Annotated in this window: 15 protein-coding genes; 12 read left to right on the top strand and 3 right to left on the bottom strand. The window is 36.4% G+C overall.

Features of this window, described 5'->3' with window-relative positions; all coding sequences use genetic code 11:
• Positions 1-18 precede the first annotated feature (18 nt).
• The 10 genes from ACONDI_RS06575 to ACONDI_RS06530 all read left to right on the top strand — a co-directional run bounded on the left by ACONDI_RS06575 (position 19) and on the right by ACONDI_RS06530 (position 9,326).
• Complete coding sequence (locus tag ACONDI_RS06575; RefSeq protein ID WP_241080667.1) at positions 19-252, top strand: hypothetical protein; 234 nt, start codon at positions 19-21, stop codon at positions 250-252.
• 139 nt (positions 253-391) lie between these two features.
• Positions 392-607: a hypothetical protein gene (locus ACONDI_RS06570; RefSeq protein WP_241080666.1), complete on the top strand. Its 216-nt coding sequence runs from the start codon at positions 392-394 to the stop codon at positions 605-607.
• Between the two features lie 241 nt (positions 608-848).
• Positions 849-1,355, top strand: coding sequence for an RRXRR domain-containing protein (locus tag ACONDI_RS06565; protein ID WP_241080665.1), 507 nt, complete (start codon positions 849-851; stop codon positions 1,353-1,355).
• A gap of 85 nt (positions 1,356-1,440) precedes the next feature.
• Complete coding sequence (locus ACONDI_RS06560; protein WP_241080664.1) at positions 1,441-1,683, top strand: DUF4352 domain-containing protein; 243 nt, start codon at positions 1,441-1,443, stop codon at positions 1,681-1,683.
• A 43-nt stretch (positions 1,684-1,726) separates the two neighbouring features.
• Positions 1,727-2,077: a hypothetical protein gene (locus ACONDI_RS06555; RefSeq protein ID WP_241080663.1), complete on the top strand. Its 351-nt coding sequence runs from the start codon at positions 1,727-1,729 to the stop codon at positions 2,075-2,077.
• A gap of 164 nt (positions 2,078-2,241) precedes the next feature.
• Positions 2,242-3,198: a helix-turn-helix transcriptional regulator gene (locus ACONDI_RS06550; protein WP_241080662.1), complete on the top strand. Its 957-nt coding sequence runs from the start codon at positions 2,242-2,244 to the stop codon at positions 3,196-3,198.
• Between the two features lie 114 nt (positions 3,199-3,312).
• On the top strand, positions 3,313-4,257 hold the full coding sequence (locus ACONDI_RS06545) for an HNH endonuclease (RefSeq protein WP_241080661.1): 945 nt from the start codon (positions 3,313-3,315) through the stop codon (positions 4,255-4,257).
• 242 nt (positions 4,258-4,499) lie between these two features.
• Complete coding sequence (locus ACONDI_RS06540) at positions 4,500-7,064, top strand: type I restriction-modification system subunit M (RefSeq protein WP_241080660.1); 2,565 nt, start codon at positions 4,500-4,502, stop codon at positions 7,062-7,064.
• On the top strand, positions 7,061-8,302 hold the full coding sequence (locus ACONDI_RS06535; RefSeq protein WP_241080659.1) for a restriction endonuclease subunit S: 1,242 nt from the start codon (positions 7,061-7,063) through the stop codon (positions 8,300-8,302). The genes ACONDI_RS06540 and ACONDI_RS06535 overlap by 4 nt, the downstream gene beginning before the upstream one ends.
• A 13-nt stretch (positions 8,303-8,315) precedes the next feature.
• Entirely contained in the window at positions 8,316-9,326 is a 1,011-nt protein-coding gene (locus tag ACONDI_RS06530) for a type I restriction endonuclease (protein ID WP_241080658.1), read from the top strand.
• Between the two features lie 31 nt (positions 9,327-9,357).
• Here the strand turns inward: ACONDI_RS06530 and tnpC are convergent, their stop codons facing one another.
• The 3 genes from tnpC to tnpA all read right to left on the bottom strand — a co-directional run bounded on the left by tnpC (position 9,358) and on the right by tnpA (position 11,638).
• Positions 9,358-10,914: an IS66 family transposase gene (gene tnpC, locus ACONDI_RS06525; protein WP_241078390.1), complete on the bottom strand. Its 1,557-nt coding sequence runs from the start codon at positions 10,912-10,914 to the stop codon at positions 9,358-9,360.
• A gap of 65 nt (positions 10,915-10,979) precedes the next feature.
• Positions 10,980-11,336: an IS66 family insertion sequence element accessory protein TnpB gene (gene tnpB / locus ACONDI_RS06520; protein WP_241078389.1), complete on the bottom strand. Its 357-nt coding sequence runs from the start codon at positions 11,334-11,336 to the stop codon at positions 10,980-10,982.
• Positions 11,330-11,638 (bottom strand): IS66 family insertion sequence element accessory protein TnpA, encoded by a 309-nt coding sequence (gene tnpA / locus ACONDI_RS06515; RefSeq protein ID WP_241078388.1) that lies wholly within the window; start codon positions 11,636-11,638, stop codon positions 11,330-11,332. Before tnpA ends, tnpB begins: the two co-directional genes overlap by 7 nt.
• Before the next feature lie 578 nt (positions 11,639-12,216).
• Here tnpA and ltrA point away from each other — a divergent pair.
• Both ltrA and ACONDI_RS06505 read left to right on the top strand, forming a co-directional pair.
• Positions 12,217-13,542, top strand: a complete 1,326-nt coding sequence (ltrA, locus tag ACONDI_RS06510) for a group II intron reverse transcriptase/maturase (RefSeq protein ID WP_241079995.1) — start codon at positions 12,217-12,219, stop codon at positions 13,540-13,542.
• A gap of 166 nt (positions 13,543-13,708) precedes the next feature.
• A complete protein-coding gene (locus ACONDI_RS06505) occupies positions 13,709-16,054 on the top strand; it encodes a type I restriction endonuclease subunit R (protein ID WP_277397842.1) in 2,346 nt (781 codons plus the stop codon).
• Position 16,055 lies beyond the last annotated feature (1 nt).

Below are 16,055 nucleotides of genomic sequence, written 5' to 3'. Positions count from 1 at the left end.
AAGAAGGCTATTCTAGAAATGATCCGGGTAGCCAAACCTGGAGCTAAGCTCTATATTGGAGATGAAACAGAAGATGTGGTTAAAAAACAACCGTCATTTTTAGATAGACTTTTTGAAGTGCCTGATCCTGATAAAAATCCTGATATATACACAGCGCCAGTGGATATGATACCTGATCATATGGAAAATGTAACTGAACGCAAACTATGGAATAATCGAATATATTTCATTTCTTTTCAAAAACCAGATTAAACAAACTAAGTGAACCTCTCATGACTAAAGTCACCGAGAGTGCGTGGCGACTCTTTTAAAAAAATTAATTGTTAAATGTCAAAAAATTATGACAAACAGTGGTCAAAGCTGTTAGTTATAATTTTTTTAGGTGATGAAGATGTTTTATATGTTATTTATAACTACATTAACAGTATTTCCCTTAATCATTGGAGGTCTAATATACATAGGCTTTCGCCCGGATACTTTGTTAATGTTCTCCTGGTTTCAATTCTTAGGTATAGACAGTGTGGTTTTTGTCCTAAGAGATTATCTTTCACAATTTGACCTGCCATCATGGGTCAACTACCCGTGGCTAAAAGCCACAGGCTTGTAGAAAATCTATAAGCCTTGTTGATTACCCTAAGCACTTCGAGTGCTACGTTACCCACGAATTAAACAATAGGTATGTCGGAGATGCTTCACAAGTCCCCGACCTCTACGGGCAGTGGTTAAACATTTCTGCAGGGTTAGGAAAAGTGCTGCTGTCAATCTTAAACCGTGGGATAACATTGGGGATGTGAGCCAACAGGTTTTGTTTTAAAACCTGACTTACTCTGTAAAGGAGTTTTTGAACTATGGTGTATGTTATCTCAAAAGATGGTAAACCGCTCATGCCGACAGAAAGATACGGCAAGGTAAGAAGACTGCTTAAAAGCAAAAGGATAGCACTGGGTTTAACTAAATCCCATGTAAATGATGCCTTTGTCATAGCAGGTGGTAAGGAACAAAAAAGGTTAGAGCCTTATATAATTAACCAGTACAGAAGAAACAACAGGAGTTTAGAAAAATTCTATGATGCAAAATACACTGATATAAGAGACGGTAAAAAGAAAAAAGGCCAGAAGTTGTTTAGCGGCAGGAGAAAAAGAGATAAAAACCTAGATGGTGAAAACCTGCGTAAATATCGTGGCCATAAGACAGCTAAAGGCAAAAGGACTATAATAAGAAAGAGGTATTTTTATCAGCCAAACGATTTAGTTAAATTTAAAAATCAAGTGTTTACAGTTAAAGGTACACACTGTAAAGGCACAAGGGTTATGTTAAAGGAGAACAACAAATCTGTGGCGGTAAATAAATTATAGCCTTATATGTTCTGTAATGGATTAGTGGTATCTTAAAATATTAGGTGTTTCCTCCCACGGCTTAAAGCCGGGGGTTTCCACACCTATGGCTTTTATGATGTTTAATGTCTATGATGATGAGAACAGATCAGCGGATGTAGCAGCAGGTGCATTTAGTGAGATAGAAGGCCAGTTAGATGGAGATCTTGGTGCAGGTAGGAAGATGCGCGGTGAGCTGCCTTTTGAGGTGCCAGCAGATAGCGAAAGGTTCGAACTTGTTTTTGAGCCGGATTTTCTAGGCTTTGGTCAGGCAATATTTGAGATTCATGCAGACGAGATCGAAGGCTAATAAATAACTTGGATGACAACATTAGAGAGAGGGGGAATTGCTCATGAGGCTTGCAGGCGGAATAATATCATTGATTGCTTCAATTATAGCTGTGGGAATGGCATTTGTAACACTTTTCATCGGTGGTGTTGGCGGTGCCTTTGGAGCTGAAGAGGCAGGTACTGTCACAGGGCTTGGCTGGGCGGGATTGTTTTTATCTTTCCTTCTAATTGTTATTTCAGTAGTAGTGATTGTAATGCCATCTACCAAGCCTGCTATTGGAATAATCGTATTATCTATCCTTACAGCAATATTTGGTGGTACTCTCGTGGCAATCTTCATGGTACTTGCGCTATTAGGTGGTATTATGGCCATAATCGGGGCCAAAAACGAACTGCAAGTTAATACTAGTTAGTATCAGTTAATATAATATTTTTTAGAGAGCCCTTATTTAGGGCTTTCTTAATTTTATTATTAATATATTTAAAATAATGTATTTAAAAATATTTTAGAAGGAAATTACCATCCTAGGCAGAATTTATAAAATAATACTAATATTTTTATCTTGAGGTGTGCTTTATGAAGCTTGATAGGCTTGTCAGAATAATTTCGGTTATTGAAAAGATAAGAAAAGAACCGGGGCTTAAGTATAAAGATATTGCAGAAGATTTGGAGGTATCAGAAAGAACTATCAGAAGAGATATAGACATCTTAGGAGAAGCAGGTCTTCCCATACAAAACTACAATGGATTAAGATTCATGAGTGATGTAGAACTTCCAAAGGTCAAATTCGACCCTGATGAAGTAATGTTCTTACTGCTAATAACAAACTTCTTATCCCGGTATGAAATAGACGAAGAGATCCCGGATAATATATATGAAAAATTAAAAGACTACCTGCCTGAAAAAATGATTGACAAATACAAAAAACTTCAAAAAAACCTGCTTATTCATCCTCACAATAATACTAATGATGGTAGAGAACATATCAAACGATTAAAAGATATTATAGAATCAAAAAACCGGGTTAATATGTATTATGGCTCACATTCTTCAAAGGATCTTAATTGGAGAATGGTGGACCCTTACGGGGTGTTTTTCAAAAAAAAGGCCTGGTATATGGTTGGATACTGTCATAATAATAATGAAATTAGGATGTTTAAATGCAGTAGAATAAAACAATTAAAGACCTTACCGGATAAATATGAAATACCAAAGGGCTTCGAACTAGAAGAATTCTTAACAGATAGCTTTGATTTGATGAGGGGGGAGCCTGCAACAATAGCAGTAAAATTCACTGAAGAAGTAGCTCCACTTATTGAAGAAACCACCTTCAACCCAAAAGAAAAGAAAACTAAAAAAGACGGTGAAATTATCTACCAAATAACTGCAGCCAACTGGCGTGACGTGTATTCCTGGGTACTATCTTTTGGCCGAAAAGCTGAAATACTAGAGCCAAAGTGGTTGAGAGAAAAGATGCTAGAAGAGATCAATGATATGAAGGCATTATATGGTCAAAAGATTAGGCAAAGGTAATTATAAAGTTGTAAGCAAAATTTTATTGCATTAATCCTAAAACGTATGGAAAATACTTGCAGGTAATAGTCTGATTATTGTCGAAAATAATAAAGTAAAGGATAAGTCATGAAAATGGGGGTGGCCCCAATCAAATTCTATGTTGGAGTAACAGATTACAACTGGTTTAACTACCTATCAAAAAAACAACCTAATGAGGTTAACTTTTGGCGTCCCGGGGGAAAACAGGGCTTTAAAGCCCTTAATGAAGGTGACCTTTTTTTGTTTAAATTACATAGCCCATATAATTATATTGTAGGGGGAGGATTTTTTGTTAGATTTTCTTTTCTACCTGTTTCACTAGCTTGGGAAGCCTTTGGTGATAAAAATGGAATGCCAGATTATTATAGTTTGCTAGAACGCATTCTAAGTTATCGAAGAACTAATAGACAGGCTGACCCGGACCCGGTAATAGGGTGTATAATTCTTGCTTCTCCTTTTTTCTTTAATGAAAATAACTGGATTGAAGTTCCTGAAGATTGGAGTCCAAATATTGTTCAAGGTAAAACATACGATACAAGTAGTGTGATAGGAGAAAAACTATATAAAAAGATACAAGAAGTATTGGACCTAAATATCCAAGAAAATTATATCTATGAAACAAATAACTTAGATAATAGATATGGAACAGAACAAATTGTCACCCCAAGGCTAGGGCAGGGAGCATTTAGAGTCATTGTAACTGAAGCATATAAGCGTCGCTGTGCTGTTACAGGCGAAAAAGCATTACCTGTCCTTGAAGCCTCTCATATTAAACCTTATTCCAAAAATGGCCCCCACAGACCCAATAACGGATTACTCCTAAGAAGTGATCTACACACCTTGTTTGATCGGGGATATATTACGGTGAATGAGGACTTAAAGATCGAAGTTAGTAGAAAATTAAAAGACCTCTATGGCAATGGTCGTAATTATTATGCTTATCATGGAAAAAATTTAAAAACCTTACCAGAAAAACAACAAGAAAAACCCTCTGAAAAATTTTTAAGATGGCACAATGAAAATGTATATCTTGCTTGAAAACCCGGTTACCTGAAATATATCTATCTAATATCCTATTCCACGCAAATATATTGCAAGGACAGTTTTTTCACTTATGAATTATGAGGAACATATACACTTAATTGTTACGATTGCTTATAAAACCTTATTTAACGGATAGACAAGGATAATATTTAATCAAAAGCGAAGTACATTTAGAAAACATGTAAAATGATTTTGTTGTATTATTAATATTGTAACAAGGAGGCCGAAATTAAATAATGACCGAAAAAATTACCTTATCACGCCTTGAATCACTATTACTTCAAGCATGTGACATTCTCCGAGGCAGAATGGAAGCCAATGAATATAAAGAGTTTGTTTTTGGAATGATTTTCTTAAAACGACTTTCAGATAAATTTGAAGAAGAAAGAAAAGATCTTAGAAAGAAATATGAAGAAAAAGGAATAAAAGAAGAGTTGATACAAAAACAGCTTAATAACCCCCATCATTATAGTTTCTTCGTCCCAGAAGAAGCCCGTTGGGAAAACATCAGACACTTAAAAAAAGATGTAGGTGATAGTCTCAACAAGGCATTAGGTACTCTTGAGGATAATAACCCTAACACCCTTGAAGATGTTTTAAAGGGTATAAACTTTAACAGAAGAGTTGGACAAAGCTCTTTAGATGATGCAACATTAGTAGAATTTATACAGCATTTCGATAACATACCCATGAAAGATGAAGACTTTGAGTTTCCCGATTTAATGGGTGCTGCTTATGAATACTTAATCAAATACTTTGCCGATAGTGCCGGCAAAAAAGGCGGAGAGTTTTTCACACCTCCAGAGGTAGTGCGTTTAGTTGTAAATATAGTGGAACCCAAACAGGGTATGACCGTTTATGACCCATGTGTTGGTAGTGGTGGTATGCTTATCCAGGCGAAAGAATATGTAGAAGAATCAGGTGGAGATACCAGAGATATGGGTTTTTATGGTCAGGAACTTGCAGGAAGCACCTGGGCCATGTGTAAGATGAACATGATTCTACACGATATTATGTCAGCCGATATTTATAACGGGGATTCTATTAAAGACCCCTTACATCTTGAAAAAGACGGTGAATTAAAACGCTTTGATAGAATCGTTACAAATCCACCTTTTTCACAGAACTACAACAAACAGGGTATGAAATTTAAAGAAAGGTTCAAGTATGGTTTTTGCCCGGAATCTGGCAAAAAAGGCGATTTAATGTTTGTTCAGCACATGATAGCTTCCCTTAAAGAAGACGGGAAAATGGCCACTATAATGCCCCACGGGGTTTTATTTAGAGGTGGAAAAGAAAAAGATATCCGTGAAGGTATCATTAAAGATGGTATTTTAGAAGCAGTGATCGGCCTGCCTGAAAATCTTTTTTATGGCACTGGTATACCTGCATGTATCCTTGTAATCAACAAAAACGGCACTAGAGATAGAGACAAAGTTCTTTTTATAAATGCCGACAGAGAATACAAGGAAGGAAGAAATCAAAATCACCTAAGACCTGAAGATATAGAAAAAATAACTCACGTTTATAAACAAAAGCTAGAAATAAATAAGTATTCACAGCTTGTTTCCATAGATGAATTAAAAGAAAATGATTTTAACCTTAATATTAGAAGATATGTAGACAACACTCCTGAACCAGAGCCTCATGATGTAAGAGCTCATATTGTTGGTGGAGTGCCAAAAAAAGAAGTAGATGAAAAAAAAGATATGCTTAGTGCTCATGGTCTTGATATATACAAGCTGTTTGGAGAAAAAAATGGAGATTACTTTGAGTTTTCTTCTGAGTTAAAGGAAAAAGAAGAAATAAAAACTTTTATAGAAAATGATAATGGAGTGAGAGAAAAAGAAGAAGAAATTTTAAATGAGCTTAATAACTGGTGGAAGGAAAACCAAAATAGGCTGGAAGCTTTGCCTAAAAACAAGGATGTATTTTGTATAAGACAAGATTTTATGGACTCGTTTGTAAATACTTTTTCTGAATATAATATGCTTAGCTTACATGAAGTTGAAGGAGCCTTCGTGAACTTCTGGGAACAGCTAAAAGCTGATCTAAAGTCTATTGCGGCTTCAGGATGGACACCATCATTAATCCCTGATGAAGAATTAATAGATAGCCAATTTCCTGAAGTGATTAAGAGGCAAAGGAAAAACGAAGATAGACTTCAAGTACTTGAGGGAATGTTTGCCGAAGCTGAAACTAAAGAAATAGAAGATATTGAAGAGGAAGAACTCCCAGGAATCTTACCTAAAGTGCTAGTAAATGAATTAAAAGAAAAAAAGAAAAACTTAAATAACGAGATAAAAACTTTAAAGAAAAATGAATTAAAGCCTTTGGAAGATACATTAAAAGAGGTTAAAAAAGCAGGCACTGTAAACACTGACTACAGCAAAGAAGAATTAGAAAATAAAATTAAAAAAATCAAAAATAAAATAGATGATTACCAAAGTGAAATATCTTCTATAGATACAAAATTAGAAGAACACCAAAAATTAGAAAATGAAATGAAAGACTTAAGAGCAGAATTGAAATCAATTGAGAAACAAAAAGAAGAATTGGCTGATAAAGCCCGTGAAAAGATTACGGATGATGAAGCAAAGAAACTAATAATGAAGAAGTTTTATGTAGTTTTAGAAGCTGAGTTAAATCGTTACATTAAAAATCACCTGTTAGAGATAATTTCATACATTGAGAAACTTTGGGATAAATATAAAGTTACTATTAGAGACATTGAACGTGAGCGTGATGCTGAAGCAGATAAATTAGAAAATTTCATGAAGGAATTGGGGTATATTAAATGAAGACTAAAGAAAATAGGAAATTACAAGAATTATGTAATGTTTGCAGGGGGGCATCTCCAAGACCTATTTCTGACCCTAAGTATTTCGGGGGAAATGTTGGTTGGGTAAGAATTATAGATGTAACACGTTCAAACAAATACTTAAGAAAAACAGAAGATTATGTTTCTAAATTAGGTGAAAAGAACAGTGTAAAAGTAGAGAAAGGTCAACTTATTATGTCAATATGTGGTACTGTTGGCAAGCCAGTTATAGCTGACATTCCTGCATGTATTCATGACGGCTTTGTAAAATTTTATGATTTAAATGGTGTAGATAAGAACTATCTTTATTATTCCCTACAATTTTCAGAAGAAAAATTAAAATCATATGGGCAACAAGGTACGCAAGTTAACTTAAATACAACACTAGTTGGAAATCTAAAAATCTTTACTCCAAAATTAATTGAACAACAAAAAATCGCTGAAATTCTTACCACAGTTGACAACATCATTGAAAAAACAGAACAATTTATAGAAAAGTACAAAAAAGTTAAAGAAGGGATGATGCAGAACCTATTTACCAGAGGAATTGATGAAAACGGAAATCTTCGTCCAAGTTATGAAGAAGCACCTCATTTGTATAAAGAAACTGAACTAGGGATGATTCCGAAGAATTGGAAATTAACTTCTTTAAATGAACACGGTGAGATTATCACTGGAAATACTCCTTCAACTGATAACCCTGAATATTACAAAGGTGATTATTTGTTTATTTCTCCTTATGATATAAATGAGAACACTATTTTTGTTAATAGTACTGATAAAACACTTACTACTTTAGGACTTAAACAGACACGAGTTGTCCCAGAAAAATCAATATGTGTAACGTGTATTGGCTCAACTATAGGTAAAATAGCTATAACTTCTGAACCATGTGCTACCAATCAACAAATAAATACCCTTATTCCACATGATACAACCATATATAAATTATTATATTATCTAATACAATATTATTTAAAAAAACAACTTAATGTTGAAGCAGGGTTACAGGCTGTACCTATTGTTAATAAAGATAAATTCAGTAGATTAAAAATTCCAATGCCTCAGAATAATTTAGAACAATCACTTTCTATAAAAGTACTAGATTTAGAAGATAAAACAATTCAAAATGAGATTAAGTACTTAAATAAACTCAAAAAACTCAAACAAGGTCTCATGCAAGACCTGCTCACAGGTAAAGTAAGAGTCAAGGTCTAAGGGGGATATTTACGTGAGTGAATATAATTATGTTGAAAACCCCTTTCTAACCCAGCTAGAACAACTGGGTTGGAAAGTCATAAGACAACCTCAAACAGAAATACCACAAGATCCATCTGTTAGCCTACGCAGTAATTTCAAAGAAGTTGTACTAAAAGAAGTCTTCAAAGATCAAATTAAAAAAATCAACAAACTACAAGATGGTACAACATGGCTTACAGATTCCCAGGCAGATGATATCTTAACAGAATTGTCCGATCATCCATTTAAATCACTAGTAGAAGCTAATGAAGCTGTTTTTAAAATCCTAACAGAAAATACAAATGCCGATATTAATAATGTCACAGGAGAAGAAGACCCTGTGGTTAAACTTATTGATTTTGATAATATAGATAATAATCATTTCCTTGCTATTAACCAATTCCGAGTGGATACCCCTGGTACTCAGAAAAATTATATCATCCCTGACATTGTCTTATTTGTCAACGGAATCCCCCTGGTAGTTATAGAATGTAAATACACCAGTAGCTATCAATCTAATCCTCTAGAAGAAGGAATTAGACAGCTGCTTAGATACAGCAATCAAAGACAAGATGTAGAGGGAGTTTCAGAAAAAGAAGGAGAAGAACGACTCTTTCACTTCAATCAGCTTATGATAGCAACCTACGGAGATGAAGCAAGTTTTGGCACAGTCACTTCTTCCTATGAACATTATCTTGAGTGGAAGGATATTTATCCTCCAGAGTATCAAAACTTCACTCCACCTATAGGTGAAATACGCTCTCAGGAAAAGCTAATACAAGGCATGCTACCACCAGAAACCCTACTAGATATCATGCGTCATTTTACCGTGTACAAGCAAGAAGCCGGTAAAACCATCAAAATAGTCGGTCGTTACCAGCAATATAGAGCTGTTCATAAATCTATCCACAGACTCAGGACGGGAAAAGACAACAAAGAACGTTCAGGTGTTATCTGGCATACCCAGGGCTCGGGTAAATCTCTTACCATGGTCTTTTTGTGAGCGTCAAATAGCGCCCACCTTGAAATAAAGATTACTTTTGGATTTTACACTCTGAAGGGATAGCATCAGACCATGGTAGTAACTCATCAATAGCTTCTTGGTCTTGAAGATCAATATTAGGAAGGTTTTCAAACAGGAATTTGAGGTATTCAAATGGTTTCAAACCGTTTTCTTTGGCTGTTTCTACAATACTGTAAATTGTAGCACTGGCCTTAGCACCCTTAGGAGTATTGGCAAACAACCAGTTTTTTCGACCCACTACAAAAGGCTTGATGGAACGCTCAGCTCTGTTGTTATCTAACTCTAAGCGACCATCTTCTAAAAACTTCACAAGTTTAGGCCACTGATTTAAACAGTAGTTGATAGCCTTACCAAAGGCACTTTTAGGAAGAACTTTAGGTTTTTGTTCTTTAAGCCATGCGTAGAACTCTTCTAATACCGGCAAACTACGCTCGTGCCGAATTTTGTGACGCTCTTCGGGCGTTTTATCCCGAAGGTCATGTTCTATGGCAAAGAGTTGGTTGCAAAACTCCAGTCCTTTCTTAGCACTTACTTGAGCATTTTGTTGGTCTTTTGGGAGCGCTTTTAATGCTTCATCAAATTTACGCCTAGCGTGAGCTAAACACCCAACAAGGCTGATATCAGATAAATCATTGTACCCTGAGTAGCCATCAACCTGTAAGAATCCTTCAAAATCAGCCAAGAACTTTCGGGGGTGCTTACTTGCCCTGGTGGTTCTGTAGTCATAAAGTATTATTGGTTCATCTTCTCGTCCGGTACGGTAAAGCCAAAGAAATGATTTATTCTTTGCAGACCTACCATCTTCACGAAGTACCTGAAGATTGCTCTCATCAGCATGCAAAATGTCTTTTTCAACTAATAGTTCATGTAATCTATTGTATAAAGGAGTGAGCCAGCGATTTGAGCATTCTATCATCCAGTTAGCCATAGTCTGTCTTGACAGTTTTATACCCAAACGAGATAACTGTTGTTCCTGACGATAAAGGGGCAGAGCATCTACGTATTTTTGGTTCATGATATGAGCTACGGCAGAAGAGGATGCTACACTGCCGGGTAAAACCGGGTTAGGCATGGAAGCTGTAATTATGGAGTTCTCAGTGCCTTCCTTATCACAGCGGCGACAAGCATAAACATAGCGTACATGTTTAACTACGCTTGCCTTAGCAGGAATGATCTTTAGTTCTTTTCTCTCTTCTGTACTCATTTCATGAAGCTCGTCACCACAGCAGGAACACACCTGCTCCTCGGGGGAAAGGCGGTGCTCGATAGTCTCTTCAGGCAAACCGTCAAGCTGGTCTTCACGGTGCCCTTTACTTTTACGGCGCTTGTATGTAATTTCCTCCAGTTCGGGTTCTTTAGAATTAGAATCAGATTCTTTTTCAGCTTCGTTAAAGAACTGCAGCTGATCTGGAGGGGTGGCTTCACTAGAACTTCCAAACTGCTTTTTTTGCTTAAGACGAAACTGTTCCTTTAGCCAGTCGTTTTGTTCTTTTAAATCAGCATTTTGGCGTTCCAGTTGGTCACATCTATTTTTTAATTGGTTAATGGTTTCTGATTTATTTTCCATATTTAATTAATTCTACTTAAATGGTAAAAAGCCCTTTAATATCAGGGCTTTTTGGAGAAAAAAATTTATAATATTGTTCTTGCCTTTACTTCTTTATGGGCATCACCCTGATCAAGGGAGAGGCCATCCAACAGCCAGCGTAGCTGGCGGTAGGTTATTTTCATAGGAACAGGAGAACCTTCATCTGGCCATTTAAACTTGCCTTCTTCTAAACGCTTATAATATAGCCAAAAACCGTTGTTTGACCAGTGGAGTATTTTTAATTTATCTTTTTTCCTGTTGCAAAAGACAAAAAGGCAGGGAGAGAAGGGATCTAAATCAAAGGATTCTTTTACAATTACTGCTAAGCCATCAATTGATTTTCTAAGATCCGTTTTGCCCCTTGCCAGGTAAACTCGTTCTATGGTAGCTTCATTTAACATAGTCCAGACAATGTATTAACTAAGTCTTTTAAAAGACTTTTATCATAGCCAGGTTTTACTTCTATTGAGGCTTTACCTACTTTTACTGTAATATTACTTTCATCTGAATAGTCTACTTCTACTGGTGACCATTTAGTTTCTTTGGAAGGAGCATCTTCTTTGTATTTTCTACACCAGTAGCGTAATCGATTGAGTTTAACACCATTAGCCTTGGCCCAATCTTTTGCTGTTTGGCCGCTGGCCCGAAATGCTGAGACTCTCTCTTTCCACTCAGCTCTTAACTGTTCATTTGTTTTTGCCATAAAAAATCATCCCCTTCGTGGTTATTTGGGGAAGATTATGGCATATTGTATGAAGAAAATCTAGGTGGGTACTGTTTGACGCTTAGTGCGGCCGGGCTAGGCCGTGAATATATAGTGGGTGTGAACCCCATCTGGTAATGCCTAACCAGCAACCAGTAGCAAGTCCTTGGAGCTTAACTGGTAACAGCTAAGCTTAAGCGTAGGATAGCGAGACAACGGGCCAAAAGCGAAAGCTGAAGGGATTGAGCCCTGAAATAAACAATGAGAAGGCCGATGCTGTTAAGCGGGCAGAAGGCAATACCAAAGTGGACGAAATGGTGAGACCGCTTTGGCTTCTCCGGGGTCGGAGACCTTGGCACGTTGGACATTAATATAACACGGCAACCCGGGAGGCCCTGCTAGTTCTCCGAAAGGAGTATGGTGTACAAGCGATAACAAAGTGAGAAAGCCAAATGACTGGCAGGGAATCGGATTACTGCGTAGTACCGATGAAGCAGGGTAACTCTTGCAGGAGGAAAGGCAGTAACATAACATTCCCTAAAAAGGGACACATTCGACACACGCAGAGGTGGTAAAGAATGAAAACGAAACTGGATAGGATAGCGGAAATTGCCAAGAAAGAACCCAAAGAAAAGTTTACATCGCTGGCACATCTGATCAATGAAGAAATGTTAATCCAATGCCACAATGAAATAAGTGGAAATAAAGCAACTGGAATTGACAAAGTGACTAAAGCTAAGTATGGAGAAGAACTTAAAAGCAATGTTAAAGCGTTAGTAACAAAACTCAAAAGCAAATCATACCGTCCACAGCCGGCTAAAAGAGTCAACATACCTAAACCCGGGACTAATAAAACACGACCACTGGGTGTACTTGCCTATGAAGACAAACTACTACAACGAGGGATTGCAAAGATATTAAATTCAATCTATGAACAAGACTTTCTTGACTTTTCCTATGGTTTTAGACCTAACAGAAACTGTCATGGTGCGTTAAAACACCTAAACATCATCCTCGAACATAGGAAAACCAACTATGTAGTAGATGCAGATATTGAAGGATTTTTCGACAATGTAGGCCATGAGTGGATAATGGAGTTTATAGCCCATCGAATATCTGACCCTAGTTTAAAACAGTTGATAAAAAGGACCCTCAAAGCCGGGTATATGGAACATGAAATTATGCACAAAACAGAGGAAGGAACTACTCAGGGGGGACTAATATCACCAATACTAGCTAACTTATATCTACATTACGCTTTAGATGTCTGGTTTGAAAAAGCAGTAAAACCGAAATGTAAAGGGCAAGCCTACATGGTTCGGTATGCCGATGATTTTGTGTGCTGCTTTCAGTACAAAAATGATGCTAACAAATTCTACGGAGCTTTGCAAAAAAGACTTAATAAATTCAATCTAAGTGTATCTACTGAAAAAACCAAGATAATAACTTTTGGTAGATTTGCAGAAGAAAAATGTGGCAGGGAAGGTAGAAAGAAACCAGAAACATTCGACTTTTTAGGTTTTACTCACTATTGCAGCAAAAGCCAGCGAGGGAAATTCCGAGTAAAAAGAAGGACAAGCCGTAAGAAGTACAAAACAGCCCTATTAAACATGAAGGAATGGATCAGAAACAACAGGACGACACCAACGCCCAAGCTGATGAAAGAACTAAATGCCAAACTACGTGGACATTACCAGTTTTATGGTATTACAGACAACTCAAGGATAAGCAATTTCAACAATGATACTAAACTTCTTTTGTTTAAGTGGCTGAATAGAAGAAGCCAAAAATCAAGTTTTGACTGGGATAAATTTAACTTATTCTTGACGAAGCACGAAGTTCTTAAACCTAAAGTATATGTAAATATATATGATACGGAAGATATAATTGGCAATGTAACGTGAATGATGTTATGAGGAGCCGTGTGCGTTAATAGCGCAAGCACGGTTCTAAGAGGGTTGTGCGCTCAATCCACTAAGGAACAAATATTGTGACACTCTCAAAGGAGACAGAGAGCAACGGGGAAAACAAACCTGTTCCTAAGGTAGAGAGGCGCACTTCTACTCGACCATCCACAGACTCAGGACGGGAAAAGACAACAAAGAACGTTCAGGTGTTATCTGGCATACCCAGGGCTCGGGTAAATCTCTTACCATGGTCTTTTTAGTAAGGAGAATAAGAAGTATGGAAGATTTAAAAGACTTTAAAGTTTTGGTGATAAATGATAGAAGAGATCTAGAAGAACAACTTGGAGAAACCATGGAACTTACAAATGAAAAAGTAGATTATGCAAACAGCACAGAGGAACTAAAAGAAAAAGGGGCAACTACAACATCAAATATACTAATGATAATGATCCATAAATTTCTAGAAAGAGACCATGGCAAAAAACCTGAAGAACTTCAAAAAGCTCTAGCAGTTGCTGAAGATAAACTTTTACCTGAATATAATACTTTAGGAACCATTAATGAATCTGAAAAAATCCTGGCTCTAATTGATGAGGCCCATAGAACCCAGTCTAGTACTTTAAGTATGAATATGTTCAAAGCTTTTCCCAATTCCACTAAAATAGCTTTTACCGGTACACCTTTAATAACTAAAAGACATACCAGAAGAACCCATGAGACATTCGGATCCTATATTGATACCTACAAGCTCCAGGATGCTGTAGAAGATGGTGCTACTGTACCTATCCTTTATGAAGGTAAAACTGCTGATACTGCCATAAATGAAAAAGCAGAGTTTGATAGAAAATTTGAAGATCTATTTAAAGAAAGAAGCTATGACGAAATACTTAAAATCAAGAAAAAGTACGGTACAATGGGCGATATCTTGGAAGCAGAAAAAAGAATAGAAGCTATCGCCAAAGATATAGTCAACCATTACATTGATAATATTCTACCAAATGGTTTTAAAGCTCAGGTGGTATCTAGCTCAAAACGGGCTGCTATAAGATATCAAAAAGCTATTGAAAAGGCCCTTAAAGAACGAATAGAAAAAGAAGAAACAAAATCTAATGCTGACCTAGAATTTATAAAAAAGCTAAAATTTTTAAAGACTGCAGTAGTGATTTCTTCTGAAGGTACTAATGAAGACCCTGAAGTGACCAAGGTTAGAAAAGAAGCAATGAAAATGGATGCTATTGAAAACTTCAAGAAGAAGTTTGATTATGAAAAAGAAAACACCGGGATAGCTTTTTTAATAGTCTGTGATATGCTTCTAACAGGTTTTGATGCTCCAATAGAACAGATAATGTATATAGATAAAAAGATGGTAGAACACACCCTCCTTCAAGCTATAGCCAGGGTAAACCGTAGAGCTAAGGGTAAAACCAGAGGGTATATAGTTGATTACATTGGTATAGGAAATCACCTGCATGAAGCCCTACAGATTTATGGAGATGAAGAAAAAGAAGACGTTTATGGTGCCATGAAAGATATTAATTCTGAGCTTCCTATCTTAAGAGATCGCTATTACAGACTGCTAGATCTGTTTAAATCAAGGGGCATTGACAAAATCCAAGAATACGTGGAGTATCAGATCCAAGATCCAGAAAAACAGCTAGAAGTATTAGAATCCTGTGTTGAACTTTTAGAAGATGTTCATCTGCGGGCAAGTTTTGATGTTTATTACAAGAAGTTTTTACAGAGTATGGACATAATTTTACCAAACCCGGCAGCAGATGATTATATGGCTCCTATGAAAGCCTTTGGACATATACAAAATAGGGTTAGACACCGCTATAAAGATAATACTACCAACTTAATGGGTGTGGGCAATAAAGTTAAAAAATTAATCAATGAACACTTAGTTTCTCTTGGAATAGACCCCAAAGTTCCACCTGTAGAATTAATGTCAACTGATTTTAAAGACTCTTTAGATCAGAACAAAACTCAAAAAGCCAAGGCTAGCGAAATGGAACACGCCATTAGAAAGCACTGCAAGGTAAACTTTGAGGAAGATCCGGCCCTTTATGAAAGGTTCAGTGAAAAACTTGAAAAGATAATTGAAGCCTATGAAAATGATATTGAAGAAAAATATCGCCAGCTTAAAATGCTCTTTGAGGAACTACAAGAAGGTAGGCAGGAAGATGAAGAAACAAAAGGTTTAGACCAGGAAACAGAAGCACCTTTTTATGATTTGATGTTAACAAAAGCCTTTAATAATAAAGAGGATATCCCTGAAGCTACCAAAGAAAATCTAAAACAGGTAACTAAAGAAATAGTTGAAGCTATAAAGAGCCATATCAAGATTGTAGACTTTTGGAACAAAGGAGTAGAACAAAACAGGCTTATGGCTGAAATTGATGATTTACTTGTGTGTACAGGGATAGATGAAGTTATTGCATGTCAAGACCAGCTAGCTGTTGATTTCCTAGAGCTTGCAAAAAACAAACATAACAAGTTGGTGAAATAAA

It is taken from the genome of Natranaerofaba carboxydovora, assembly GCF_022539405.1.
Taxonomy (GTDB): domain Bacteria; phylum Bacillota; class Natranaerobiia; order Natranaerobiales; family Natranaerofabaceae; genus Natranaerofaba; species Natranaerofaba carboxydovora.
Note: the sequence above shows the minus strand (reverse complement) of the source record. Positions and strands in the feature narration are given on the sequence as shown.

Coding starts and splice junctions, on each gene's coding strand:
- ltrA (WP_241079995.1), top strand. CDS start 12,217: ATGAAAACGAAACTGGATAGGATAGCGGAAATTGCCAAGAAAGAACCC.
- tnpC (WP_241078390.1), bottom strand. CDS start 10,914: ATGGAAAATAAATCAGAAACCATTAACCAATTAAAAAATAGATGTGAC.
- ACONDI_RS06535 (WP_241080659.1), top strand. CDS start 7,061: ATGAAGACTAAAGAAAATAGGAAATTACAAGAATTATGTAATGTTTGC.
- ACONDI_RS06545 (WP_241080661.1), top strand. CDS start 3,313: ATGGGGGTGGCCCCAATCAAATTCTATGTTGGAGTAACAGATTACAAC.
- ACONDI_RS06560 (WP_241080664.1), top strand. CDS start 1,441: ATGGCTTTTATGATGTTTAATGTCTATGATGATGAGAACAGATCAGCG.
- ACONDI_RS06575 (WP_241080667.1), top strand. CDS start 19: ATGATCCGGGTAGCCAAACCTGGAGCTAAGCTCTATATTGGAGATGAA.
- ACONDI_RS06550 (WP_241080662.1), top strand. CDS start 2,242: ATGAAGCTTGATAGGCTTGTCAGAATAATTTCGGTTATTGAAAAGATA.
- ACONDI_RS06555 (WP_241080663.1), top strand. CDS start 1,727: ATGAGGCTTGCAGGCGGAATAATATCATTGATTGCTTCAATTATAGCT.
- ACONDI_RS06540 (WP_241080660.1), top strand. CDS start 4,500: ATGACCGAAAAAATTACCTTATCACGCCTTGAATCACTATTACTTCAA.
- ACONDI_RS06570 (WP_241080666.1), top strand. CDS start 392: ATGTTTTATATGTTATTTATAACTACATTAACAGTATTTCCCTTAATC.
- ACONDI_RS06565 (WP_241080665.1), top strand. CDS start 849: ATGGTGTATGTTATCTCAAAAGATGGTAAACCGCTCATGCCGACAGAA.
- tnpA (WP_241078388.1), bottom strand. CDS start 11,638: ATGGCAAAAACAAATGAACAGTTAAGAGCTGAGTGGAAAGAGAGAGTC.
- tnpB (WP_241078389.1), bottom strand. CDS start 11,336: ATGTTAAATGAAGCTACCATAGAACGAGTTTACCTGGCAAGGGGCAAA.